We start from the raw sequence: 23185 nt of genomic DNA, 5'->3' as shown, positions 1-23185 counted from the left end.
GATCCTTGCCGCCCTTCCCTCGGCGGCATTATTCCTCGGAAGACGGCCGCCGGTTCTGATGCTACGGACCCGACCATGACCGAGCCCACGACCCAAACCGCTTCCGAAACCGCCTTCAAGTCGGACTTCCTGCGCCTGATGAAGGCGCGCGGCTATATCCACCAGATCACCCACCCGGTCGAACTGGACGAGGCGGCGGCGTCCGGCGTGGTCACGGGCTATATCGGGTTCGACGCGACGGCGCCGTCGCTGCACGTCGGCCACCTGATTCAGATCATGCTGCTGCGTCGTCTGCAGCAGGCCGGGCACAAGCCGATCGTCCTGATGGGCGGCGGCACGACCAAGGTCGGCGATCCGTCGTTCAAGGACACCCAGCGCCCCCTGCTGACCGAAGAGAAGATCGCCGAGAACATCGCCGGCATCAAAGGCGTGTTCGAGAAATTCCTGACCTTCGGCGACGGCCCGACCGACGCCGTCATGCTGGATAACGACGAGTGGCTGTCGCAACTAGGCTACCTGCAGTTCCTGCGCGACTACGGCACCCACTTCACCATCAACCGCATGCTGAGCTTCGACTCGGTCAAGCTGCGCCTGGATCGCGAGCAGCCGCTGACCTTCCTCGAGTTCAACTACATGCTGATGCAGGCGACGGATTTCCTGGAGCTGAACCGTCGCTATGGCTGTTCGCTGCAGATGGGCGGCTCGGACCAGTGGGGCAACATCATCAACGGCGTCGAACTGACCCGCAAGGTGGACCACAAGGCCGCTTTCGGCCTGACCACGCCGCTGCTGTCCACCGCCTCGGGCCAGAAGATGGGCAAGACGGTCGGCGGCGCCGTGTGGCTGAACGCCGACGCCCTGTCGCCGTTCGACTACTGGCAGTACTGGCGCAACACGGAAGACGGCGACGTGGGCCGCTTCATGCGCCTGTTCACCGACCTGCCGCTGGACCAGATCGAGCGTTATGAGGCGCTGGAAGGCGCCGAGATCAACGACGCCAAGAAGGCGCTGGCCGACGCCACCACCTCCATGCTGCATGGCGTCGAGGCCGCACAGGCCGCGCGCGCGGCCGCCGAGGCCGCCTTCGAGAAGGGCCAACTGTCGGCCGACCTGCCGACCGTCGAACTGCCGCGCGACGAGGTGATCGGCGCCATGATCGCCGCCGTCACGACCAAGGCGGGCCTCAGCGCCTCCAACGGCGAAGCGCGCCGCCTGGCCCAGGGCGGCGGCCTTCGCCTGAACGACGAGGTCGTCAACGACGGCGCCCGCCTGATCGAACAGGCTGACCTGAACGCCGACGGCGTGCTGAAGCTCGGCGCCGGCAAGAAGAAGCTGGTGCTGGTGCGGCCGGTTTAGGGAGAGCGCTGTGACCGACATCACCGAAAACACTCCCGCCCCCGCTTTCGACCTGGCGACCGACGGCGACGGGCGCGTGTCGCTGGGCGGGCTAAAGGGCAAGAACGTCGTCCTCTACTTCTACCCCAAGGCCGACACGCCCGGCTGCACGAACGAGGGCCAGGACTTCTCGGCCCTGATCGATCGCTTCGCGGCGGCCGACGCCGTGGTGATCGGCGTGTCGCGCGACACGGTGAAGAAGCTGGACCGCTTCAAGGCCAAGCATGACCTCAAGGTCGTGCTCGGCTCGGACGAGGACGGGGTGGTCACGGAAAGCTGGGGCGTGTGGGTGCAGAAGAAGCTCTACGGCCGTGAATACATGGGCATTGAGCGCGCCACCTTCCTGATCGACGGCCAGGGCGTGGTCCGCCGCACCTGGCGAAACGTCAAGGTGAAGGGCCACGCCGAAGAGGTGCTGGCCGCCGTCGAAGCGCTCTGATCGGCGAGCGGGGTTCGGAAGGCCCCGCTTGACCTCTCCGCCTCAGCCCCCCCTAAGTATTGTCAGGGATTGTATCCTCAGGGGCTGACATTGACCAAACGCCGGTCGTTCCGGCGTGACGCGGAGAGTATAGATGTTCAACAAGAACAAACCCCTCGACAACAGTACTTCGAGCGGATTGGGCATTCCGACGCCGCCCGAACCGGCCAAGCCGACGCCCGCACCCGCCGCTCCGATCGCTGCTGCGCCCATGCGGACGCCTGAACCGGCGCGTCCCGCCGCCGCACGGTCGTCCAGCCTGTCGACCCTGTCGGCCGGCGTGAAATATGAGGGCAACATCTCCGGCGCGGGCGAGCTTCAGGTCGACGGCTCGCTGAAAGGCGACATCCGCGTCGTGCGCGTGGTGATCGGCGAAGGCGGCGCGGTCGAGGGCACGGTGCACGCCGACATCCTGGAGGTGCGCGGCCGCGTCTCGGGCGCCATCGTCGCCAAGCAGGTCAAGCTGTTCGCGACCTCGCGCGTCGAGGGCGACATCACCCAGGAGCAGCTTTCGATCGAACAAGGCGCCTGGTTCCAGGGCCGCTGCACCCAGGCCAAGCGAGATACGCCGGGCGCCAACATGCTGGAAGCTCCTGCCTCGGCCGAAAAGCCCGCGCCCGCCAAGGCGGACGCCAAGGTCGAAGCCAAGCCCGCCGCCTGATCGGCGCGACAGCCGGAACGAGAAAGGGCGGCCTGCGAAGGCCGCCCTTTTTTATGCGTCGATCCAGCGGGTCGATCAGCCCTCGCGGGTCTCGCCCACGCGGGCCGCAAGCGCGGCGCCCATGAACGGATCCAGGTCGCCGTCCAGAACGCCCTGGGTGTCCGAGGTTTCGACTTCGGTCCGCAGATCTTTCACCATCTGATACGGTTGCAGGACGTAGGAGCGGATCTGGTGCCCCCAGCCGATGTCGGTCTTGGCGTCGGCCAGAGCCTGAGCCGCAGCCTCACGCTTCTGAAGCTCCAGTTCGTACAGACGCGCCCGCAGCATCTTCCAGGCCTGTTCGCGGTTCTGGTGCTGTGAACGACCGGCCTGACAGGCCACGACCGTGTTGGTCGGAATGTGGGTCAGACGCACAGCCGAGTCGGTCTTGTTGATGTGCTGACCGCCGGCGCCGGACGCGCGATAGGTGTCGGTGCGCACATCGGCCGGGTTGATGTCGATCTCGATCGTATCGTCCACGACCGGCGACACCCCGATGGAGGCGAAGCTGGTGTGGCGCTTGGCCGCCGCATCGTAGGGGCTGATGCGGACCAGGCGGTGCACGCCCGATTCCGACTTCAGCCAGCCATAGGCGTTCGGTCCGGCGATCTGCAGGGTCGCGGACTTGATGCCCGCCTGTTCGCCCTGTTCCTCGGCCTCGATCGTGACTTCATAGCCGTGGGCGCGGGCCCAGCGGCTGTACATCCGCATCAGCATCCCGGCCCAGTCGTTGGACTCGGTGCCGCCGGCGCCGGAGTTGATTTCCAGATAGGCGTCGTTGCCGTCAGCCTCGCCGGACAGCAGGGCTTCCAGCTCGGCGCGAGCGGCGCGTTCCTTGATGGCCTTCAACTGCTCGCGCGCATCTTCGAGGGTGGCCTCATCGCCCTCCTCGTCGGCCAGGTCGGCCAGCATGATCCCGTCTTCGAGACCCTGCTCCATTTCCTTGACGGCGCTGACCTGAGCTTCCAGACGCGAGCGCTCGCGGCTGACGGCCTGAGCCTGTTCGGGATTATCCCACAGCGTCGGATCCTCGACCCGCGCGTTCAGCTCATCGAGCTTTCTTAGAGCGACATCCCAGTCAAAGTCGCCTCCTGAGCAGAGCGACGCTCTGCTCGATGTCGGCCTTCATGGCCTCGACATCCGGTCTCATCGCAATCTCCAGCGATACAGGGGTGGATAGGCGCGCCAGAACGTCCGGCGCGCCGAAGAGGGGTGTAACTAGAGCGTCAGTAGAGACCGCTCAAGTCCTCGGCCGGCTCCTTCTTGGGCGGAGGCGGCGCGACAGGCGGCGGCGCAGCCGGAGTCGGGGTCTGCGTACGGACTTCCTGCTCGCGACGGATCACGTCGTAGTAGTTCTGCGGTCCTTCAGGCGCAGCCGGACGCGGCGCCTCTTCACGCAGTTGGCGCTCGGTGCCGGGACGGAAGGCTTCCTCGATGCCGTTCACAGTGCGGAAAATGGCGTTCTTCGGCTTCACGAACGGACGCGCGGGGCGTTCCTTCAGGGCGTCTTCCATGAAATCGATGAAGATCGGCACAGCGGTCGAGGCGCCCGCCTCGCCCCCGCCCAGGGAGCGGTTGTCGTCGAAGCCGACGAAGACGCCGACGACGATGTCACTGGAGAAACCGACGAACCAAGCCGAACGGTATTCATTGGTCGTGCCGGTCTTGCCCCCGACCCAACGGCCCAGGCTGCGGGCGCGGGCGCCGGTGCCGCGCTGGATCACGCCTTCCAGCATGGAGCTCATCTGATAGGCGGTGATCGGGTCGATCACCTGGGTTCCGCGATCCTGCAGGCGCGGCGATTCCTGGCCGCTGAAGCCCCGCGCGCAATCGCGGCACTGGCGGCGATCAGCGCGATGGATGGTCTGGCCGTTCCGGTCCTGAACCAGTTCGATCAGATAAGGGTCGATCCGGCGCCCGCCGTTAACGAAGGCGGCATAGGCGGCCGTGATGCGGTACGGCGTCGTTTCACCGGCGCCCAGCGACATGGCCAGGTTCGGCGACATGTCGTCCACCACGCCCATTTTCTTGGACAGGTCGACGACGTTCTTCATGCCGACCGCCTGGGCCAGACGCACGGTCATGACGTTGCGCGACAACTCCAGGCCGCGACGCAGGCTTTGCGGGCCGTAGAACTGGCGGCTGTAGTTCTGAGGCGTCCAGGCGCGACCGCCCGGACCGCCGGGGAAGCTGATCGGCGCATCCAGAACGATCGAGGCCGGGGTGAAGTCGCCTTCCAGCGCCGCCGCATAGACGAAGGGCTTGTAGGCCGAACCGGGCTGGCGGCGGGCCTGAGTCGCGCGGTTGAAGCTGGACAGGGCGTAGGAATAGCCGCCGACCATCGCCAGGACGCGGCCCGATTGCGGCTCGATGGCGACCAGGGCGCCGTTGACGGCGGGCGCCTGCTTCAGGGCGAACTGGCCGCCCTGCCGCTCGACGAAGATCAGATCGCCGCGCTTCAGCGGGCGACGCCCTGCGTTGGACCAGGTCACGTCGGCGGAACGCAGCGTGCCCGTCTGATCGTCCTTGGCCGTGCGGACCCGGATCGTGCTTCCGCTGACGTTCTCGACGGCGGCCGCCTGCCACGAACGGCGCTCGGGCGGGGTCGTGCGCTTCTGAGCTTCGGCTTGCCAACCTTCGGCGAAATCGGTCGTGCCCCAGGCGCCGCGCCAGCCGTGACGACGGTCGTAGTCCTCAAGCCCGCGCATCAGGGCGTCGCGCGCCGCCGATTGCAGCTGCGGATCCAGGGTAGTGCGCAGGTAATAGCCGCCGCGGTTGACCTCTTCCTGACCGAACAGGGCGATGGCGCGACGGCGCGCCTCTTCAACGAAGAAGTCGGCGTCGGCGTATTCAGCGCGGCGCGGCGCCGAGCGGGTGTTCAACGGACGGGCCAGGGCCGTCTGCAGTTGCTCATCCGACAGCCACTTGTTGTCGGCCATCTCGCCCAGCACCCAGTTCCGGCGTCCCAGCGCGGCCTCAGGGTAGCGTTTAGGGTGATAGTTGGTCGGCCCCTTGGGCAGGGCCGCCAGGAAGGCCGCCTCGTCCGGCGTCAGCTGATCCAGCGACTTGCCGAAATAGTTGTAGGCCGCCGAGGCCACGCCGTAGGAGCGATAGCCGAGGTAAATCTCGTTCAGATACAGCTCAAGGATCTGTTCCTTGCTCAGCGTCGCTTCCAGGCGGCTGGAGAGGACCGCTTCCTTGAGCTTGCGGTTCAGGCTGGTCTCGCTGGTCAGCAGGACGTTCTTGGCCACCTGCTGGGTGATGGTCGAGCCGCCTTCAAGACGACGACCGGACAGCACGTTGAAGACGTTCTTAAACATGGCCCGGCCGATGCCGGACACGTCGATGCCGCCGTGGCTGAAGAAGTTCTGGTCCTCCGCCGCCAGGAAGGCGTGAACGACCGTCTGCGGCACCTGGTCATAGGTGACGTAGATTCGGCGCTGGTCCGAGAACTCGCCGATCAGGGTGCCGTCCTCGGCATAGACGCGCGTCGCCGTCGCCGGGCGATAGTCCGCCAGCTCGGAGGCGTCCGGCATGTCGTGCAAGACCCAAGCGGCGTAGATCGCCACCACCACACCGGCCACGGCGATGGCGCCCAGCAGGGCCACGCCCGCCATGACGAACCAGCGTTCGGCTATCTTCACCACGAACTCCGCAAGACGCGCCCCATGATCCGTCGTTTATCGCGCGTCGCGCGGCGCGCAAAGCGGAACTGCACTTATCCCTTGTCGCGCAGCAGGCGCGCCTTGTCGCGCTGCCAGTCACGCTCGGCCGAAGCCTCACGCTTGTCGTGCAGCTTCTTGCCCTTGGCCAGGGCGATTTCCAGCTTCGCCTTGCCCGCCTCGTTCAGATACAGGCGCACCGGCACAATGGTGCGGCCGTCGCGCTGAACGGCGCCGATCAGCTTGTCGATCTGCTTGCGGTGCAGCAGCAGCTTCCGATGGCGGCGCGGCTCGTGATTGAAGCGGTTCGCCATCTTGTAGGGCGGGATATCGGCGTTGATCAGCACCATCTCGCGCCCCTCAGGCGAGACATAGCTCTCGGCGATATTGGCCCGACCGTCGCGCAGCGCCTTGATCTCGGTGCCCAGCAGCTGGATCCCGGCCTCGATGTGGTCCTCGAGGAAATAGTCGAAGCGCGCGCGCCGGTTCTCGGCAATCGTCTTCTGCTTGGGCGCGTCTGCGGCCATCAGGCGACCCCGGCCTCGGCCAGCGCCTTGTCGATGGCGGGCTTCACGGCGTCAGCCGTCAGCGACAGCGGCAGGCGGACCTCTTCCGTGCACAGGCCGAGCTTGGCCAGGGCGTATTTGGTCGGCGACGGCGAGTTGTCGAGGAACAACGCCTTGTGCAGGCCGATCAGGCGCTCCTGCCACGAGCGGGCGGCGGCGAAGTCGCCGGCCTGGATGGCGTCATACAGGGCGACCATCGCCTCGGGCGCGACGTTCGAGGTCACGGAGATGACGCCGACGCCCCCATGAGCGGCATAGCCCAGATAGCTGGAATCATCGCCCGAGATCAGATCGAAGGCGCCGTCGATGTTGGCGCGCATCCAGCTGGCCCGCGCCACGTCGCCGCTGGCGTCCTTGAGGCCGACGATGTTCGGGTGCGCCGACAGGGCCGCTGTCGTCTCGTTCGCCAGGTCCACGCCCGTACGTCCCGGCACGTTGTAGAGCAGGATCGGCAGTTGCACGGCGTCGGCCACGGCTTCGAAATGCGCCTGCATCCCGGCCTGCGACGGACGGTTGTAGTAAGGGGTCACGACCAGGGCCCCGTCCGCGCCGACCGACTTGGCGAAGCGGGTCAGCTCGATCGCCTTGTCCGTCGCGGACGAACCCGCGCCGGCGATGACGCGGATGCGCCCGGCGGCGATCTCGACGCACTGTTCGACCACGCGCTTGTGTTCATCCAGGTGCAGAGTGGCGCTCTCGCCCGTGGTGCCCATCGGCACGACGCCGTGAACTCCAGCGGCGATCTGGCGTTCCAACAGGCGCTTGAAAGCGGCCTCGTCCACGTTTCCGTCACGAAGAGGTGTGATCAGGGCGGTGATCACGCCCTTGAACAAGGGGGCGGTCATGGGAACAACATACCTGTGCGGAGAAATGGGCGGCGTTCCGCCCGTCACTAATCGGCAAAGGGTAGGTTGCCCGCCGCTTGGCCGCAACCAAAGATGAATGAGGATCAGATATCTGATGATCGCGACGACCGTGGCCGCCGCCCTGGCGATACTGACTCCACCGGCTCAGGACGTGCTGAACAGCACGCCGACGCCCTATTCCGCCAGTCAGGGCGGGATCATCAGCAGCCAGGACGCCGCCCTGGTGCAGCAGGGGCTGACGGCCGCGCGGGCGCGCGACGTCGTGGGCACGCAGTCCATCATGGCGCGCATTTCCGATCCGACCGCGCGCAAGCTGGTCGAGTGGGCGCTGGTCGACACCTCGGACAAGCAGATGTCCTACAGCGACCTGGCGCTGGCCCAGACCGACCTGGCGAACTGGCCGCGGGGCGATTCGCGCCGTGCGGCGGGCGAGCGCGCGCTGGACATGGCGGGACAGTCGCCGGACGCCGTCCTGGCCTTCTTCAACGGAACAGCACCGACCACGGCCCAGGGCGCCGTCGCCCTAGCCGGCGCGCTGGAGCAGACGGGTCGCCGTCAGGAGGCCCAGACGCTGATTCGCGATTGGTGGCGCACCCAGAGCTTTGAAGAGGCCCAGCAAAGCCGGATCTATTCGCGCTGGAGCGGCTGGCTGACCAGCGACGACCACGTGACGCGGTTGAACATGCTGCTGCTGGGGCCGCACGGCCCGGCGACGCGCGCCATGGTCGCCCTGGTCCCGGCCGACCGCCAGGCCGTCGCCAACACCGTGATGGCGCTGCGCACCGCCTACGCCCCTGACGTCATCGTCAGCGGTCTGTCGCCCGCCCAGGCCAATGATCCGGCCGTGGTGCTGGAACGGGTGCGCCTGCTGCGCTCGGCCGGGCGTCAGTCCGAGGCCTTCCCTCTGCTGTCCGCCCTGCCCGCCGCGCCGTCGCACGCCGACGGCCAGAACACCCTGTGGAGCGAGCGCCGCAACTACTTCCTGGACGCCCTGCAACAGGGCAATGCGCGCGCCGCCTACGCCGCCATGAACGGCCACGGCTTCCCCTCGGGCGAACGCAAGGTCGACGCCGAGTTCTTCGCCGGTTGGGTGGCCCTGACCAAGCTCAATGATCCGGCCACGGCGGCCCAGCATTTCGAGGCCCTGCGCAACGCCTCCTCGACCCCGATCACCCAGGGCCGCGCCCTGTACTGGCTGGGCCGGGCGGCCGAGGCGCGGGGCGGCCGCGAGGACGCCCAGCGCTGGTATCAGGCGGGCGCCGAGCACTGGCAGACCTTCTACGGCCAACTCGCGGCGGAAAAAGCGGGCGCGACGACACTGACCCTTCCGGGCGAACCGTCGCCGTCGGCGGAAGACGTCAACCGCTTCGAGGGCAATGAAGTGGTGCGCGCCACCCGCATCCTGGGCCAGATCGGCGAGAAGACCCTGATGCGGGTCTTCGCCTATCATCTGGATGACACCCTGCCCTCGCCCTACGACCTGTCGCAGTTGTTCGACCTGATGCAGGGCTACGGCGATCAGTTCGGCTCGATGATGGTCGGTCGGGCGGCCAGCCAGCGCGGCTTCGTCATGCCCGAGCGCATGTATCCGATCCGTCTGCCGCAGCAGGTTCCAGGCATGGCGCCGAACGAGTTCGCCCTGGCCATCACCCGTCAGGAATCCAGCTTCGATCCTCTGGTCCGCTCGCATGCCGATGCGCGGGGCATGATGCAGCTTCTGCCCGCGACGGCGCAGGGCGTGGCCCGCCGCATGGGCCGCTCGTTCAGCTCCGAACAACTGTGGGATCCGGAGATCAACATGACCCTGGGCAGCTATCACCTGGGCGAACTGATGAACAACTTCGGCGGATCGCCGCTGCTGGCCGCCGTCGGCTACAACGCCGGCCCGGCCCGACCGCCGCAATGGACCGCCCGCTGCGGCGACCCGCGCCAGGCCCAGGTCGATCCCATCGACTTCATCGAGTGCGCGCCCTTCACCGAGACGCGCAACTACATGATGCGGGTGATGGAGAACATGCAGGTCTATCGCGCCCGCCTGAACGGCGGCTCGGCGCCGCTGACGCCTTCAGCGGACCTGGCGCGGGGCACGCCGCCCAACACCGGCCCGCGTCCCTATCAACCCTGAGACGACAGACGGCGGGCCGCCAGCAGCGGCCCGTCCAACGCCTCCAGCCAGACGGCGTCCAGATTAAACACCGTCTTCAGTACGTGCGGCGACAGAGCCTCGGTCGGCGCGCCGTCGGCCGCCGTCCGCCCTTGATCCAGCACCACGACCCGATCAGCGAAGCGCGCGGCCAAAGTCAGGTCATGCAGGCTGACCAGGACGCCATGCCCGGCGTCGGCGCGCGCCCGCAGCCGCTCAAGCACCAGAAGCTGGGCGTCGGGGTCCAGACCGGCGATCGGCTCATCTGCGACTAGCAAGGGAGCGGAAACCGTCAAGGCGCGGGCCAGCAGGACGCGCGCCCGCTCGCCGCCTGACATCTCGGCCACGCCGCGATCCGCCAGATGGCCGACGCCGACCTCGTCCAGCGCAACGCGCGCACGGTCCAGCGCCGCCGCGCCCGCCAGGAAGGGCGCGCCCAGCGCCGCCAGTTCGACCGCCGGCAGGTTCCAGGCGATGGAGCGGTCCTGCGGCAGATAGGCCGCGCGCTCGCCGCGCTGACGTTCAGTCAGACGCCGCGCCTCATCGTCGCCCAGACGAGCCGAGCCTTGCGTCAGCGGCGTCAGGCCCAGGGCAGCGCCCACCGCCGTCGACTTGCCCGCCCCATTCGGTCCGCACAGGGCCACGACCTCGCCCGGCCGCACCGAAAGGGACGCGCCTTTCAGCACTTCAGCCCCGCCGACGCGGACGTGGGCCTTCTCAAGCGCCAGCAGAACGGTCACAGCCGCCACTCCCGCGCCGCGCGCCAGGCGATCAGCGCGAACAGCGGCGCGCCGACCAGGGCGGTGAAAACGCCCAGCTTCAGTTCCTGATCCGTCGGCAGCATCCGCGCCGCCAGATCGGCGGCGACCAGCATCAAGCCGCCCGCGAGGGCTGATGGCAGCAGCAGTCGCCCCGGATCGCCGCGCACCGCCGTCCGCACCAGATGCGGCGCCGCCAGACCGACGAAGCCGATGACGCCCGCCACAGCCACCGCAGCGCCCGCCGCCACGGCGGCAGCCGCCAGCGCCAGCACGCGCATCCGCCCCATCGACAGGCCGGACGCCCGCGCCGCTTCCTCGCCCAGGGTCAGCATCCGCAGGCCCGGCGACGCGCCTCGCGCCAGCAAGGCGGCGAACAGGACGGCGGGCGCCACCCAGGCGACATCGATCCAACTGCGGTTCTCGACCGAGCCCAGCAGCCAATTCATCACCTCCGCCGAGGCGATCGGCGACGGCGACAGGTTGAAGATCAAGGCGGTCAACGCGCCCGCGAAGCTGGACAGGGCCACGCCGAACAGGATCAGCGCCTCGGGCGTCCGCACCCGTGCGGCCAGGGCGATCAGCAGCCCGCCGCCGACCGTCGCGCCGAAAAGAGCCGACACCTCCACCGCTCCGGGGATCGCCGCCAGCCCCAGCACGATGGCCGTCGCAGCGGCCAGAGCCGAAGTCGCGGACACGCCCAGCACGCCTGGCTCCGCCAACGGGTTGCGCAACAGCCCCTGCATCACCGCCCCCGCCAGTCCCAGAGCCGCGCCGACGAACAGGGCGCAGACCGCACGGGGCGCGCGCACGAGCCACAGCACCTGGCCGGGGCCGGAAGCCGGGTTGGCCAAGGCCTCGGAATACTGTGCGCGGTCGAAGAGGGTTTCCCCCAGGGTAACGGCCGCCGTCAAAACGACCAGGATCGCCAGACCCAGACCGATATTCAGCCTCGTCACGCCCCTCATTTCGCCTGCTCCGCCAGCAGGGCGGCCGCATCCGCCGCGAACCAGGCCGGACACGTCAAGGCCGCGCCTGGCAAGCTGGCGGCGGTGTGTTCAGCCGTCGCTCGTCGCATGACGGGATGCCGTCCAGCCCCGCGCCAATCCGAACGCGCCAGATCGAAGAATCCCTTCACATAGAGGGCGGGCGGCGTCAGCAGCACCCGTTCAAGCCCCAGCGGCTGATAGCCGGGTCGTTTCACTCCGTTGCGAAACCCCGCAGACCGCAGAATCGCATCCATCAACGAACCCGGCCCGGTGGTGAAACCGCTGGCCGTCACATAGACCGCCGCCCGGCCCCTTCCGGCGCTGGAGGCATGGGCCAGACGCGCCTCCATCCGGCGGATCAAGGCTTCGCCCCTGTCGCGACGGTCCAGAGCTGCGGCCACCTTGCGGATATTAGCCTTCACTCCGTCCATGTCCGTCGCATCGTCGATGCCGACCGTTCGCACCCCGCGCCGATCCAGCACCCCCAGGAGGCGGGCGTCGCCGCCCCAGTAACGTACAGCTACGTCCGGCTGGAACCCTGTCGCGGCCTCCAAAGTCGGCCGCACCTGCCGCCGTCCTTTAGCCGCCTCGCGCATCCAAGCGTCCGGATCATCGGCGCGCGGCGAAAGGGCGATGTCCGCTTCGGGCGCCAGGGCGAGAACGAATTGGTCTGCGCATTGATCCAACGCCATCACGCGCAGCGCCGCCGCCTGCACCGTTTCAGCCCCCCCCACGGACAACAGTGCTGCGAGCGCGCAAAGACGCCGTTTCACTGGGCGGTCAATCCCTTGAACAGGACGTCCAACTGGGTGCGAATCAGCACGTCCCGATCCGCCCAGTCGAAATAGGGCTTGGTGATCATTATGGAGACCAGGCCGTGAACACTGGCCCATATCACCTGCGCCAGAACGCGCGCGTCGCCTCGCAGAACGCCTTCGGCCACGGCATCCTCGACAACCGCTACCACGGCCGCGAACAGCTCCGCTCCAGCTCTTTGCGCAATGGTCTCGGCCCCATGGCGCGTTTCGACAGCAGGGGTCAGATAGGCCAGGCGATAGGCGTTGGGGTTTTCGAAGCCAAAAGCCACATAGCCTTCAGCGATCCGACGCAGACGCGCCAGGGGCGGCGCCGGATCCGCCAGAATCGCACGATTGCGTCCCGCTAGGCCTTCGAAGGTGTTACGGCAGATTTCGTTCAGGATTTCGCCTTTATCGGCGAAGTGCATGTAAAGGGCCGTTGACGACAATCCGACCTTGTCCGCGATCTTGCGGATCGTGGCGCCGTCATAGCCGCTCTCAACGAAAATACGCTCGGCCGCCGCCAGGATTTCGGCGCGACGTTCGTGCCCCTCTCCCTTGGGTTTACGGCTCGAACGCGGCGCGGGGGCTGAAGGGACGACCGACAATCAGATGACTCCCTGAACGAAGGACATGAGTCCCTCGCCGACGTTAGCCCGCACGCCCCCTCTAGCCAAATCCGAGGTTTGAAGTATCAACGATATTAACGGTCCCTTAAGTGAGAACACGGGGTGACGGCTACCTATCTTCAGACGTTCGCCACCGCGCGAACAACCCTCACGCTCGGCCAGATGGCAGCGATGTGCATCTTCGGGCTGAGCGGCCTGCTGGGCGCAGTTTTCCTTCAAGACTTCGCCGCTCTTTGTCTGCTCGGCGTCCAGATCAGCTTTCTGGCGCTGGCGGTATGGAGGCTGAGTCTGGTCGCCCTTCGGCCGCCTGTGCTCGCGACCGAGCCGCTGCTCCATTCTTGGAATGAAGAATGGCCGCGCTACACGATCGTCGCGGCCCTCTATCAGGAAGCAGAGATACTGCCCCATTTGGTCGAGCGGCTGGCGGCCATCGATTATCCGGCAGAACGACTACAAGGCTTCCTGGCGCTGGAGACTGACGACCATGCCACCATTACAGCCGCGTCCCAGCTGCATCTGCCGGAATGGCTAACGGTTCTCGTCGTGCCAGCCGGGGCGCCGAAAACCAAACCGCGCGCCCTGAACCACGCCCTGTCGCTCGCAACCGGCGACTTTCTGACCATCTATGACGCCGAGGACGACCCGGACCCGCTGCAGTTGAAGGAGGCCGCGGTGCGCTTTCGAATCGAGGGCGAACGCCTGGCCTGCGTCCAGGCCCCGCTGCGCATCCGTAGCCGTCGCAAGGCAAGCCCGCACCCGTTGCTCGATCGGCAATTCGCGGCGGAATACGCCGCCCTGTTCGAGATTACCCTACCTGTTATGGCGCGACTGGGTTTGCCGTTCCCGCTAGGGGGCACCAGCAATCATTTCCGCGTCTCTGTATTGAAGGCTTTAGGCGGCTGGGACGCCTGGAACGTTACGGAAGACGCAGACCTGGGCTTTCGTATCTGGCGTTCAGGCTATCGACTGGGGGTCATCAGCCGCCCGACCTATGAGACGCCGCCAGGCCCGCTGCGCTTGTGGCTGCCGCAAAGAACGCGTTGGCTGAAAGGCTATCTGCAGACTCTGGCCGTTCATACGCGTTCTAGGGGCGGCATGGGCTGGCGCGGTTGGATCGCTCTGATCCTGACCATCGGGACGGGGTTAGGGTCTGCCGCCGTGCATGCAGGCTGCATGGCGTGGGTCGCGGTCATTTCCCTGATGGCAGTGATGGACGGTCGCCTGCCGTCGCTGTCGATCATGGGCTGGACGGTCCTGATCGTCGGCCTCGCTGCCGCCTGGATCATCCAGCTGCGCGGTTCGCGGATCGCCGGGACACCCTATGGACCGATCGATATGCTGGTTTCCCTGCCCTATTGGTCGCTGCTGAGCCTGGCTTTCGTACACGCCGCCGTTCGTCTGGCGCTGGAACCGCATCACTGGGACAAGACCCCGCATCAAGTCGATGTCGAGCCGATCGCAGCTCCTGACCTCTATTCCGACGCTGGACGAGCGGCCGCCTGAGCGCCTATCAGCGCGCATGGCTCCGGTTCTCTCCTCCTCGCCCGAAACCCTCGTCACGCGCGGGTGGTCGGACTATGCTCTTCTGGACAGCGGCGACGGCCGCAAGCTGGAGCGCTACGGCCGCTACACCGTCGTCCGGCCCGAGCCGCAATGCTTCTGGAAGGCCCATGACGAAACCGCCTTCGAAAACGCCAACGCCCTGTTCGACCCGCAGCAGGAGGAAGAGGATTCCGGCCGCTGGCGCTTTGACGCCCATGGCCCGATCGACGCCTTTCCGCTGAAATGGCGCGACGTGCGCTTCATGGGGCGCTTCACCCCATTTCGGCATCTGGCCTTCTTCCCTGAGCAGGCCGCCAACTGGGAATGGCTGGACGCACGGGTCCGTACGCTCAAACAACCGAAGATCCTGAATCTGTTCGGCTATACCGGCGTGGCCAGCCTGGCCTGTTCGGCAGCGGGCGCGCACGTCACCCACGTCGACGCCTCCAAGAAGTCCGTGACCTACGCCCGCGAGAACGCTGAACTGTCCGGTCTGGCCGACCGCCCGATCCGCTGGATCGTCGAGGACGCCCGCAAATTCGTGGCGCGAGAGGTTCGTCGCGGCAGCAAATACGACGGCATCATCCTTGACCCTCCGAAATACGGGCGCGGCGCCAACGGCGAGGTCTGGCGCCTGTTCGAGGACATGCCCGAACTGCTGAAGGACTGCGCCGCCCTGCTGTCCGACGACGCCTCCTTCCTGTTGCTGAACGCCTATGCGGCGCGGATTTCCGGCCTGTCGCTGGCGCACATGATGTCCGAGGCGACGCATGATCGCGGCGGGCGCATCGACTGGGGCGAGCTGGCCCTGTCCGAAGACGGCGAGAGCGCCCGCGCCATCGGCCTCAGCTTCTTCGCCAGATGGAGCGCCTGATGACCGAACGCCTCATCACCTCCCTGACCAACGACACGATCAAGGCCGTTCGCGCCCTACACATGCGCAAGGAACGCGAAGCCACCGGCCGCTTTCTGGCCGAAGGGCTGAAGTTCATCGGCGAGGCGCTGGACCAGGGCCGCGCGCCGGTCATGCTGCTGGTCGGTCAGGACGCCCGCCCGCATCCATTGCTGGACCGCGCCAAGGCCGAGACGCTGAAAAGCGGCGGCCAGATCATCGTCGTCACCCACGCCATCCTCGAAAAGATCAGCCGTCGCGACAATCCGCAGACGGTGCTGGGCGTGTTCGAACAGGTCTACACGCCGCTGGACGCCATCCAGCCCGACGCCAAGCCTTGCTGGGTGGCGCTGGAACAGGTGCGTGATCCGGGCAATCTGGGCACCATCATCCGCACGGCGGACTCGGCCGGTTGCGGCGGCGTCATCCTGATCGGCGACTGCGTGGACCCGTTTTCGGTCGAGGCCGTGCGCGCCACCATGGGCTCGGTCTTCGCCGTGACCATCAGCAAGGCGTCGCGCGAAGAGTTCCTGGCCTGGCGCGCCTCATGGCCGGGCAGCGTCATCGGCACCCGTCTGGACGCCAAGCACGGCTATCGCGACAGCCCGATTCACTATCCGGGGCTGATCCTGATGGGCAATGAACAGGCGGGCCTGACCGACGAACTGGCCGCCGCCTGCGACCTGAACGTCAAGATCCCCATGCGCGGCCGCGCCGACAGCCTGAACCTGGCCGTCGCGACAGGGGTCATGGTCTATGCCGTGACGGATGCGGCCTACGGCTCCAGCCTCTAGGCCTCGCCGTCGGTCTTGATGCGGCCCATGCCGATCAGGGCCAGGACCGTCAGCACGGCCGCCGCCGTCAGATAGGCGCCGACGGCCTGAAGGCCGTAATGGCCCGCCAGCCACGTCGCGGCGTAGGGCGCCAACGACGCCCCCAGAATGCCGGCCAGGTTGAAGGTCATAGACGCGCCGGTGTAGCGCACCGTCGTCGGGAAGGGCCGCGCCAGCGCCGCGCCCAGCGGTCCGTAGGTGCAGCCCATCAGGCTGAAGCCGATGATGAAGAAGGCGATCACGCCGATCATCCCGCCGCTGCCGAACAGCGGCGCCAGGGCCAGGCCGAACAGGGCGATGGCGACGGTTGTCACAAGCAGCGTCCTGCCCTGCCCCCACCGATCCGCCGCCAGAGCCGCCAGCGGAATGAACAGGCCGAAGAAGCAGACGCCCAGCAACTGGATCGGCAGGAACTGCTCGCGCGTATAGCCCATGCTGGTCGTGCCCCAACCCAGGGCGAAGACCGTCATAAGATAGAAGAGAACAAAGGTCGCCAGTCCGGCCAGCGTCCCGGTCAGCAGGGCGAACTTGTGGTGCGCTACAAGCGTCAGCGCGGGCGCCTGAACCCGTTCGGCGCGGTCGATCGCGCGTTTGAACTCGGGCGTTTCGGTGATCTTCAACCGCATCCACAGGCCGACAATGACCAGCAGAGCGCTGGCGATGAAGGGGACGCGCCAACCCCAGGCCATGAATTGATCCTCGCTCATCACCTGACCCAGCAGGATGAAGCTCAGGGTCGACAGGATGAAGCCGATCGGCGCGCCCAGCTGCGGGAACATGCCGAACCAGGCCTTCTTGCCCGGAGGCGCATTCTCGGTCGCCAGCAGCACCGCCCCGCCCCACTCGCCGCCCAGACCCAGGCCCTGACCGAACCGACACACGGCCAGCAGCAGGGGCGCGATCACCCCGACCGAATGCCAGGTCGGCAATAGGCCGATGGCGATGGTCGACAGGCCCATGGTCATCAGGGCCGCCACCAGGGTCGCCTTGCGCCCTACCCGGTCGCCGAAATGGCCGAAGACGACCGCCCCGATCGGCCGGGCGAAGAAGGCGATAGAGAAGGTGGCGAAAGAGGCCAGCATGGCCGTCATCCGGTCGCCGCCAGGGAAGAACAGGTCTGGAAAGACCAGCACCGCCGCCGTGGCGTAGATGTAGAAGTCGTAGAACTCGATCGTCGTGCCGATCAGGCTGGCGAACAGAACGCGCCGCTTGGAGGCAGACGGCGGTGAAACAGCGGCGTCGGTCACGCGAAATCCTTACGATTGACGCACGATCATTGCGGCGCGCCGCCGTCAGACGTCAAGCGGACGATCAGGTTCCGCGCGGCTTGGCCCGGCTGGTCGGCGCCGCATTGGCCGGGTCTTCCGGCCAGGGATGGCGCGGATAGCGGCCGCGCATCTCGCTGCGCACCGCCGTCCATGATCCGGCCCAAAACCCCGGCAGGTCTTTCGTCACCTGCACCGGCCTTCGTGCAGGTGAAAGCAGGCTGAGCGTTAGGGGAACGCGGCCCCCGCCCACGGTCGGATGGGTCTTCACTCCGAACAGTTCCTGCACGCGGATTTCGACGCGCGGCCCGCCCTCGGCGTCGTAGTCGATGCCCGCGCTGCCCAGCGGCGTGGTCAGGCGCGTCGGCGCCAAATCATCCAGCTTGCGTTGCAAATCCCAGGGGATCAGACCACGCAAGGCCTCGGCCAGCTTGCCGTCGCCGATGTCGGCCAGCGACCGCGCCCCGTCCAGCAGAGGCCACAGCCAATCCTCGCGCGCGTTCAGCAGACCTTCGTCCGAGACGTCGGGCCAGGCGTCATCAAGCCCGCGCAGGAAGGCCAGGCGCGCCCGCAGCGCCCCCGCCTGCTCCCCCCATTTCAGCGCGCCCAGCCCTCCGGTCTCGATCTCCGACTTCAGCGCCGCCGTCATGGTCGCCCGATCCGGCGCGCCGACGACCTTTTCATCCAGCACCAGGGCGCCGATGCGTCGAATGCGGCGGATCACCGGCTTGCCCGAAGGCTCGCGCGCCAACCGATCCTCGACCTCGATCAGATGGGCCAGATCGCTTTCCAGCGTCGCAGCATCCAGCGCCGCCGCCAGGCGGATGCGGTCGCGCGTATCGCCGCCCCCCAGTTCGGCCACCGCCAGCCACGGCGCGCGCGCCAGATGATCCGTCGGCTCGATGAAGGCGCCGCGCCCCGAGGCCAGCAGCACCTCGCCCGGCTTGCCCTTGGCGCGCGCGATGTGTTCGGGGAAGGCCTCAGCCAGCAACAGCCCGGCGTACGCCTCTCCGTCGCGCCCGCCGCCCGCTGCTCGCGCCCAGCGTTCGGCCAACTTCAACGCATCGCGAGCGCGCGGCGAGCGATCCCGCTCCAACCCCTTCAGACGATCGTGCAGGTCAACGCTGCCGCCGCCCAGACCGGGCTCGCTCAGCACCGCCGCGATCTTCGCGCCTTCAAAGGCGTCGCCCTGATCCGAGGCGACCGCGACCATATGCGCCAGGCGCGGCGTCAGGGGAATGCGGGTCAGCCTTCGACCGTGCGGCGTCAAATCGCCCTTGGCGTCCAGCGCGCCCAGACGGGTCAGGGCCTTGCGCGCCTCGGCCATCGCCCCGGCGGGCGGCGGATCCAGCAGGGCCAGTCCCTCGACCGACTTCGCTCCCCAGCGCGCCAGATCAAGGGCGAAGGCGGTGAGGTCCGCTTCTTGGATTTCAGGTCGCTGATGGGCGACCAGACCGCGCGTCTGTTCCTCGTCCCACAGGCGATAGCAGACGCCGGGCTCGACCCGGCCTGCGCGCCCTCGCCGCTGCTCTGCAGAGGACTTGCTGACCTTGACCGTCGCCAGCCGTGTCAGGCCGCTGGACGGCTCGAAACGCGGCACGCGCGACAGGCCGCCGTCGATGACGACGCGCACGCCCTCGATGGTCAGACTGGTCTCGGCGACGGAGGTCGCCAGCACCACCTTGCGGCGGCCGGGCGCCGCAGGCTCGATGGCGCGGTCCTGCTCGCCCTTGTCCAGGGCACCGTACAGGGCGACGACATCGACCGTCGGATCGCGCAACCGCTCGTTCAGACGCTGAACGGTGCGGTGGATCTCGCCCTGCCCCGGCAGGAAAGCCAGGATGGAGCCGGTCTCGTCATGCAGGGCCTGAAGCACGGCCTTAGCCATGGCGTCCTCGAACCGCTCGACCGGGTTGCGGCCCAGGTAGCGGGTCTCGACCGGGAACATGCGCCCTTCGGCCTCGATGACGGGCGCATTCTCAAGCAGGCGCGACACGCCAGCGATGTCGAGCGTCGCCGACATGACCAGCAGACGCAGGTCGTCGCGCAACACCGACTGACTATCCCTCGCCAGGGCCAGGCCCAGGTCGGCGTCGAGACTGCGTTCGTGGAATTCGTCGAACAGGACGGCGCCGACGCCTTCCAGCGCCGGATCGTCCAGAATCATGCGCGTGAAGACGCCCTCTGTGACGACTTCGATTCGCGTATCCGGGCCGATCCGGCTTTGAAGGCGGGTGCGATAGCCGACGGTTCCGCCCGCCTTCTGGCCCAGAGTGGCGGCCATACGGTCGGCTGCGGCGCGCGCGGCCAGTCGTCGCGGCTCCAGCACCAGCACCTTGCCGTCGCCCAGCCAGGGCTGGTCCAACAGGGCCAGGGGCACCACTGTCGTCTTGCCCGCGCCCGGCGGTGCGGCCAGCACGACCGCAGAGCTCTTGCTCAGGGCGGCCTTCAGTGGTTCCAGAACGGCGTGAATCGGCAGCATGACACGGGCTGTAGCGCCTTCAGCCGGGGTCACGAAAGCGTCGTCCGCACGTCATCCTTCGTAAACCGCGTTGCGCCAAGGCCCGCAGATGGCTAGCGTCCCCGCCCAAGAAGGCGACCCGGGAGGGGTCGTCGCAATAAGTTGGGGGCGCACCTGCATGTCTGCAGATGGCGTAAAGCCAGCCGGAAGCCGGCTATTTCTTAAAAAATCCATCGCCCAGATTCAGAAAGAAGCCGCCAAGAGCGAGCTGAAACGGACCCTCGGTCCGATGAATCTGATGAGCCTGGGCATCGGGGCCATCATCGGCGCCGGCATCTTCGTTCTGACGGGTCAGGTGGCCTCGGCCCACGCCGGCCCGGCCATCATGTTCTCCTTCGTCATCGCCGGCATCGCCTGCGCCCTGGCGGGCCTGTGCTACGCCGAACTGGCGTCGACCATGCCGGTGTCCGGCTCGGCCTATACCTACGCCTACGGCACCCTGGGCGAGGTTTTCGCCTGGGTCATGGGCTGGCTTCTGGTGCTGGAATACGGCGTCGCAGCCTCGACCGTGGCGGTCGGCTGGTCCGGCTATGTGGTGTCGATCCTGAATGACTTCGGCGTAAGCGCCAGTCTGTTCCCGACAATAACCTATCCAGGCGGCGAAGGGCCTCAGTGGGCCACTCCGCTGATCCAGTATGTCTCCTCGGGCGAGAACGCCGGCTTCCCGCTGACGGGCACCTTCAACCTGGTCGCGGCCGTCGGCATCGCCGCCGTGTGCGGCCTGCTGGTGCTGGGCGTGTCGGAATCGGCAAATATCAACAACGCCATCGTCGTCATCAAGATCATCGTCCTGCTGACCTTCATCGCCGTGGGTCTGCAGTATATCAACCCGGCCAACTGGGATCCCTTCATCCCGCCGCAGGGCGAGAGCTGGGACCAGTTCGGCGTCGGCGGCATCTTCCGCGGCGCCTCGATCATCTTCTTCGCCTACGTCGGCTTTGAAGCGGTTTCGACCGCCGCCGCTGAAGCCAAGAACCCGTCGAAGGACGTGCCGATCGGCATCCTGGGCGCCCTGTTTGTCTGCACCCTGATCTACATGGTCGTGGCCGCCGTCATGACCGGCGTCGTTCCCTACCTGGAGCTGGCCTCGCCGGCGCCGATCGCCGTCGCCATCGACCGCATGGGCCTGGAATGGGCCAATGTGCCGCTGGCCGGCGCACCGGGCGGTCAGCTGAATCTGATCGCCTTCCTGATCAAGATCGGCGCCATCACCGGCCTGTCCTCGGTCATGCTGGTGCTGTGCTACGGCCAGACGCGCATCTTCTACACTATGGCGCGCGACGGACTGCTGCCCAAGGCGTTCGCCATGGTGCACCAGAAGTTCCGCACCCCTTGGATCGGCACCATCCTGCTGGGCATCGTCATCGCCATCGCAGCGTCCTTCCTGCCCATCTCGATCCTGGGCGACCTGGTGTCGCTGGGCACGGCGACGGCCTTCGCCATCGTCTGCCTGTCGGTCATCGTCCTGCGCATCAAGCACCCGGAGATGGAACGTCCGTTCCGCGTACCGGGCGGCATCTTCACGGCGGTGCTGGGCATCCTGGCCTGTCTGACGCTGGCGTCGTTCAACTTCATCCCGATGGTGACGCACGCCCTGAACGACAACCCGCTGCCGCTGACCATCCTGGGCGTCTACGCCCTGGTCGGCGCTCTGATCTACGGCCTGTACGGCTTCGCCCACTCGAAGCTGGCCAAGGGCATCGACATCACCGAGGACACGACTCTGGAATCGGCGGTCGAGGCCATGGGCCACGGCGTGGACAACAAGAAGGACTGATTTCGATCAGTCGGCCTCAAGCAGCGCAAAGCGCGGTAGGCCCAATAGTGAGAAGGCCCCGGAGCGATCCGGGGCCTTTTTTCATGTCCAGACGGGATTGCCGAAACCGCCGCCCTCGCCTACAGCGTCGGGCGAACCTATGCGGATGTGGCGGAACTGGTAGACGCACCAGATTTAGGTTCTGGCGCCGCGAGGCGTGGAGGTTCGAGTCCTCTCATCCGCACCAAGCTCGTTTCCTGAAAACGGTCGCCTCATTTCACCGGCTGAGGCAGAAGACGCCGCAAGGCCGCCTTGACGCGCGGCGACCGCATAAGAAAACCTGTCGTTAGCCCGGCGACCGCGAAAGCGCCGCCGAAGACGCCTGCATGCCAGTTCGAGAGCGCGAACGCCGCGACAGCCGCCGCCAACGGCGTGACGATGACCAGAGCGATCAGCCCCTGAGCCATGAATTTCGAAGATCGCCGTTTTCGCATGTCGATGTCATGCGGAGGATGCGGGCTATTGTCCAGCTAGAAACAGTCTATCGATCACGAGCGTCACCCAATCCGCGCAGGACGACCGGAATCAGATCGGGCAAGTCCTCGGAAATCAACCCCGGCCCGAAACGCACCGCCGCATCGCCATGCATCCATACTGCGGCGCAGGCGGCGTCGAAACTGTCCATATGCTGGGCGACCAGTCCGCCGATAAGGCCGGTCAAAACATCGCCGCTGCCCGCGGTCGCAAGCCAGGGCGAACCATGCGCATTGACCACAGCGCGCCCGTCGTGGGCAGCAATAACGGTGGCGGAGCCTTTCAGCACCACGACGGCGCCGACGCGGCGCGCGGCCTCGACCGCCGCTTCTTCGCGCCCCAGCGCGGCCAGAAGGCCAGGAAACAGGCGTTCGAACTCTCCTTCATGCGGCGTCAGGACATCATCCCGATCCAGCAAGGCGAAAAGCTCATCGGCACGGTTCTGAAACAGCGTCAGGGCGTCGGCGTCCACAATCAGGACCGCGCCTGTTCGCGCCAGCGCCGCAAGGTTGTGGGCTGTCGCATCGGTCAGCCCCGCCGCTGGGCCGACCACCACGGCGTCCATCGGCTCGGCCAGGGCCTGAAGCTGCTCCGGCCCGGCGAAGGCGGCCAGCATCACGGCCTCCAGACTCTGCGCCATAATCTCCGCCGCGTCGGGCGGACAGAAGACCTTCACCACACCCGCGCCGATCCTCAGACCCGCCCGTGCAGCCAATCGCGCCGCGCCCGTCGACAGCACGCCGCCCGAAACCACGCCCAGTCGTCCGCGCATATGTTTGTGCGTCTCATCCGTCGGCCACGGCAGGCGATCGCGCCATTCAACGGGGTCGTTATGCGACTTCATGTGGATTTCCGTTCA

20 protein-coding genes and 1 tRNA gene are annotated in these 23185 nt (G+C 67.1%); 9 read left to right on the top strand and 12 right to left on the bottom strand.

The window, feature by feature from the left end:
* The first annotated feature begins 75 nt into the window (after positions 1 to 75).
* The 3 genes from tyrS to EGK63_RS10185 all read left to right on the top strand — a co-directional run bounded on the left by tyrS (position 76) and on the right by EGK63_RS10185 (position 2534).
* A complete protein-coding gene (gene tyrS / locus EGK63_RS10195) occupies positions 76 to 1356 on the top strand; it encodes a tyrosine--tRNA ligase (RefSeq protein WP_125901296.1) in 1281 nt (426 codons plus the stop codon).
* A gap of 10 nt (positions 1357 to 1366) precedes the next feature.
* Complete coding sequence (locus EGK63_RS10190; protein ID WP_125901294.1) at positions 1367 to 1834, top strand: peroxiredoxin; 468 nt, start codon at positions 1367 to 1369, stop codon at positions 1832 to 1834.
* Positions 1835 to 1967: 133 nt separating this feature from the next.
* Complete coding sequence (locus tag EGK63_RS10185) at positions 1968 to 2534, top strand: polymer-forming cytoskeletal protein (protein WP_125901292.1); 567 nt, start codon at positions 1968 to 1970, stop codon at positions 2532 to 2534.
* Between the two features lie 75 nt (positions 2535 to 2609).
* Here EGK63_RS10185 and prfB read toward each other — a convergent pair.
* From prfB to dapA, 4 genes are all read right to left on the bottom strand, one after another.
* Positions 2610 to 3723, bottom strand: a protein-coding gene (gene prfB, locus EGK63_RS10180; RefSeq protein ID WP_125901290.1) for a peptide chain release factor 2 whose coding sequence is annotated in 2 segments (ribosomal slippage) — positions 2610 to 3653 and positions 3655 to 3723 — 1113 coding nt in all. Because the reading frame shifts where the segments join, the coding sequence is not laid out codon by codon here.
* 76 nt (positions 3724 to 3799) lie between these two features.
* Positions 3800 to 6190, bottom strand: a complete 2391-nt coding sequence (locus tag EGK63_RS10175; RefSeq protein WP_125901441.1) for a penicillin-binding protein 1A — start codon at positions 6188 to 6190, stop codon at positions 3800 to 3802.
* A 101-nt stretch (positions 6191 to 6291) separates the two neighbouring features.
* Positions 6292 to 6762 carry an SsrA-binding protein SmpB gene (gene smpB / locus EGK63_RS10170; RefSeq protein WP_003164831.1) on the bottom strand — a complete coding sequence of 157 codons (471 nt, stop codon included), beginning with the start codon at positions 6760 to 6762 and terminating at the stop codon, positions 6292 to 6294.
* The gene (dapA, locus tag EGK63_RS10165) at positions 6762 to 7646 is read right to left on the bottom strand and encodes a 4-hydroxy-tetrahydrodipicolinate synthase (RefSeq protein ID WP_125901289.1); all 885 of its coding nucleotides are present in this window, start codon (positions 7644 to 7646) and stop codon (positions 6762 to 6764) included. Before dapA ends, smpB begins: the two co-directional genes overlap by 1 nt.
* A 115-nt stretch (positions 7647 to 7761) precedes the next feature.
* Here dapA and EGK63_RS10160 point away from each other — a divergent pair, with 115 nt between their 5' ends.
* A complete protein-coding gene (locus EGK63_RS10160) occupies positions 7762 to 9792 on the top strand; it encodes a lytic transglycosylase domain-containing protein (RefSeq protein ID WP_243637644.1) in 2031 nt (676 codons plus the stop codon).
* On the opposite strand, the gene EGK63_RS10155 is transcribed toward EGK63_RS10160, so the two are convergent.
* Genes EGK63_RS10155 through EGK63_RS10140 form a run of 4 tightly spaced genes read right to left on the bottom strand, consistent with a single transcriptional unit; the run spans position 9783 to position 12962 of the window.
* Complete coding sequence (locus EGK63_RS10155; protein ID WP_243637643.1) at positions 9783 to 10550, bottom strand: ABC transporter ATP-binding protein; 768 nt, start codon at positions 10548 to 10550, stop codon at positions 9783 to 9785. The genes EGK63_RS10160 and EGK63_RS10155 overlap by 10 nt on opposite strands.
* Positions 10547 to 11536: an iron ABC transporter permease gene (locus EGK63_RS10150; RefSeq protein ID WP_125901283.1), complete on the bottom strand. Its 990-nt coding sequence runs from the start codon at positions 11534 to 11536 to the stop codon at positions 10547 to 10549. The genes EGK63_RS10155 and EGK63_RS10150 overlap by 4 nt, the downstream gene beginning before the upstream one ends.
* Positions 11533 to 12330: an ABC transporter substrate-binding protein gene (locus tag EGK63_RS10145; protein WP_125901281.1), complete on the bottom strand. Its 798-nt coding sequence runs from the start codon at positions 12328 to 12330 to the stop codon at positions 11533 to 11535. Before EGK63_RS10145 ends, EGK63_RS10150 begins: the two co-directional genes overlap by 4 nt.
* Positions 12327 to 12962 (bottom strand): TetR/AcrR family transcriptional regulator, encoded by a 636-nt coding sequence (locus EGK63_RS10140; protein ID WP_125901279.1) that lies wholly within the window; start codon positions 12960 to 12962, stop codon positions 12327 to 12329. The genes EGK63_RS10145 and EGK63_RS10140 overlap by 4 nt, the downstream gene beginning before the upstream one ends.
* A 123-nt stretch (positions 12963 to 13085) precedes the next feature.
* On the opposite strand from EGK63_RS10140, the gene EGK63_RS10135 reads away from it, so the two are divergent.
* Genes EGK63_RS10135 through EGK63_RS10125 form a run of 3 tightly spaced genes read left to right on the top strand, consistent with a single transcriptional unit; the run spans position 13086 to position 16211 of the window.
* Entirely contained in the window at positions 13086 to 14486 is a 1401-nt protein-coding gene (locus EGK63_RS10135) for a glycosyltransferase (RefSeq protein WP_243637642.1), read from the top strand.
* 16 nt (positions 14487 to 14502) lie between these two features.
* Positions 14503 to 15399 carry a class I SAM-dependent methyltransferase gene (locus EGK63_RS10130; protein ID WP_125901277.1) on the top strand — a complete coding sequence of 299 codons (897 nt, stop codon included), beginning with the start codon at positions 14503 to 14505 and terminating at the stop codon, positions 15397 to 15399.
* Positions 15399 to 16211, top strand: a complete 813-nt coding sequence (locus EGK63_RS10125; protein WP_125901276.1) for an RNA methyltransferase — start codon at positions 15399 to 15401, stop codon at positions 16209 to 16211. The genes EGK63_RS10130 and EGK63_RS10125 overlap by 1 nt, the downstream gene beginning before the upstream one ends.
* On the opposite strand, the gene EGK63_RS10120 is transcribed toward EGK63_RS10125, so the two are convergent.
* Both EGK63_RS10120 and hrpB read right to left on the bottom strand, forming a co-directional pair.
* A complete protein-coding gene (locus tag EGK63_RS10120; RefSeq protein WP_125901274.1) occupies positions 16208 to 17497 on the bottom strand; it encodes an MFS transporter in 1290 nt (429 codons plus the stop codon). The genes EGK63_RS10125 and EGK63_RS10120 overlap by 4 nt on opposite strands.
* A 64-nt stretch (positions 17498 to 17561) precedes the next feature.
* Entirely contained in the window at positions 17562 to 19997 is a 2436-nt protein-coding gene (hrpB, locus tag EGK63_RS10115) for an ATP-dependent helicase HrpB (RefSeq protein ID WP_125901272.1), read from the bottom strand.
* Between the two features lie 157 nt (positions 19998 to 20154).
* Here hrpB and EGK63_RS10110 point away from each other — a divergent pair, with 157 nt between their 5' ends.
* Both EGK63_RS10110 and EGK63_RS10105 read left to right on the top strand, forming a co-directional pair.
* A complete protein-coding gene (locus EGK63_RS10110) occupies positions 20155 to 21813 on the top strand; it encodes an amino acid permease (RefSeq protein WP_125901270.1) in 1659 nt (552 codons plus the stop codon).
* 141 nt (positions 21814 to 21954) lie between these two features.
* A tRNA-Leu gene (locus EGK63_RS10105) sits at positions 21955 to 22039 on the top strand.
* A gap of 25 nt (positions 22040 to 22064) precedes the next feature.
* Here the strand turns inward: EGK63_RS10105 and EGK63_RS10100 are convergent.
* Positions 22065 to 22259, bottom strand: coding sequence for a hypothetical protein (locus tag EGK63_RS10100; RefSeq protein WP_125901268.1), 195 nt, complete (start codon positions 22257 to 22259; stop codon positions 22065 to 22067).
* Between the two features lie 74 nt (positions 22260 to 22333).
* Complete coding sequence (locus EGK63_RS10095; RefSeq protein WP_125901266.1) at positions 22334 to 23170, bottom strand: NAD(P)H-hydrate dehydratase; 837 nt, start codon at positions 23168 to 23170, stop codon at positions 22334 to 22336.
* Positions 23171 to 23185: the final 15 nt, after the last annotated feature.

The sequence above is a fragment of the Brevundimonas sp. 357 genome, from assembly GCF_003938605.1.
Taxonomy (GTDB): domain Bacteria; phylum Pseudomonadota; class Alphaproteobacteria; order Caulobacterales; family Caulobacteraceae; genus Brevundimonas.
This window is presented reverse-complemented; position numbering and strand designations above follow the sequence as displayed.

Coding starts and splice junctions, on each gene's coding strand:
- EGK63_RS10175 (WP_125901441.1), bottom strand. CDS start 6,190: ATGGCGGGCGTGGCCCTGCTGGGCGCCATCGCCGTGGCCGGTGTGGTG.
- tyrS (WP_125901296.1), top strand. CDS start 76: ATGACCGAGCCCACGACCCAAACCGCTTCCGAAACCGCCTTCAAGTCG.
- EGK63_RS10125 (WP_125901276.1), top strand. CDS start 15,399: ATGACCGAACGCCTCATCACCTCCCTGACCAACGACACGATCAAGGCC.
- EGK63_RS10160 (WP_243637644.1), top strand. CDS start 7,762: ATGATCGCGACGACCGTGGCCGCCGCCCTGGCGATACTGACTCCACCG.
- EGK63_RS10110 (WP_125901270.1), top strand. CDS start 20,155: ATGTCTGCAGATGGCGTAAAGCCAGCCGGAAGCCGGCTATTTCTTAAA.
- dapA (WP_125901289.1), bottom strand. CDS start 7,646: ATGACCGCCCCCTTGTTCAAGGGCGTGATCACCGCCCTGATCACACCT.
- hrpB (WP_125901272.1), bottom strand. CDS start 19,997: ATGCTGCCGATTCACGCCGTTCTGGAACCACTGAAGGCCGCCCTGAGC.
- EGK63_RS10095 (WP_125901266.1), bottom strand. CDS start 23,170: ATGAAGTCGCATAACGACCCCGTTGAATGGCGCGATCGCCTGCCGTGG.
- EGK63_RS10150 (WP_125901283.1), bottom strand. CDS start 11,536: ATGAGGGGCGTGACGAGGCTGAATATCGGTCTGGGTCTGGCGATCCTG.
- smpB (WP_003164831.1), bottom strand. CDS start 6,762: ATGGCCGCAGACGCGCCCAAGCAGAAGACGATTGCCGAGAACCGGCGC.
- EGK63_RS10100 (WP_125901268.1), bottom strand. CDS start 22,259: ATGGCTCAGGGGCTGATCGCTCTGGTCATCGTCACGCCGTTGGCGGCG.
- EGK63_RS10130 (WP_125901277.1), top strand. CDS start 14,503: ATGGCTCCGGTTCTCTCCTCCTCGCCCGAAACCCTCGTCACGCGCGGG.
- EGK63_RS10185 (WP_125901292.1), top strand. CDS start 1,968: ATGTTCAACAAGAACAAACCCCTCGACAACAGTACTTCGAGCGGATTG.